Origin of the sequence: Roseomonas rosulenta, assembly GCF_016106005.1 — a bacterium.
GTDB classification, from domain to species: Bacteria; Pseudomonadota; Alphaproteobacteria; order Acetobacterales; family Acetobacteraceae; genus Neoroseomonas; species Neoroseomonas rosulenta.
The window spans coordinates 1-529 of sequence record NZ_JACADR010000664.1; the positions used below are offsets into that span (position 1 = coordinate 1).

General features: G+C 77.1%; 1 protein-coding gene. It reads right to left on the reverse strand.

Annotated elements, in window-relative coordinates; genetic code table 11:
• The coding region (locus HW578_RS27535; protein ID WP_198373849.1) for a PilZ domain-containing protein at nucleotides 1-529 on the reverse strand (529 nt) is incomplete at both ends.

Here is a 529-nt window from a genome sequence, read left to right on the forward strand (position 1 = left end):
AGGAGCAGCAAGAGCGCCATCAGCGCCGCGCCGCCGCGCGGTGCCAGCACCTCCGAACGGCGTTCCGCCGCCACGGGCGTGACCGGCGCGCGCAGCGCCTCGCGCCGCGCGCGACGCGCGCGCCACCAGGCGAAGGAGAGCTGCGAGCGCCCGGTGAAGACCGCGCCCACCGTCGCCACCACCTCCACGAGCGAGCGCAGCGGGCGGTCAGGCCGATGGCGGTCCCAGCCGAGCCAGGCGTCGGCGCGGCCGAAGACCGCGCGCACCACGGCGCTCTCCTCCGCGATGGTGCGGGTGAGGAAGGCGAGCTGCGCCTCGCCGCCCTCCAGGCGCAGGAAGCTGGCGGCGAGGATGATGGTCTCCTCGCCCATCGGCAGTTCCATGCGCAGCTCGGTGCCCTCGGGCAGGTCGGGCATGCGGGCGACGACGAGGCCGGCGCCGCCGAGCGAGAGGTCGTGCGTGCGGGCATCGACGCGCTGCCCGTCGGGCAGCACCAGCACCGCGGGCAGCGCGACGGCGACGCGCGCGC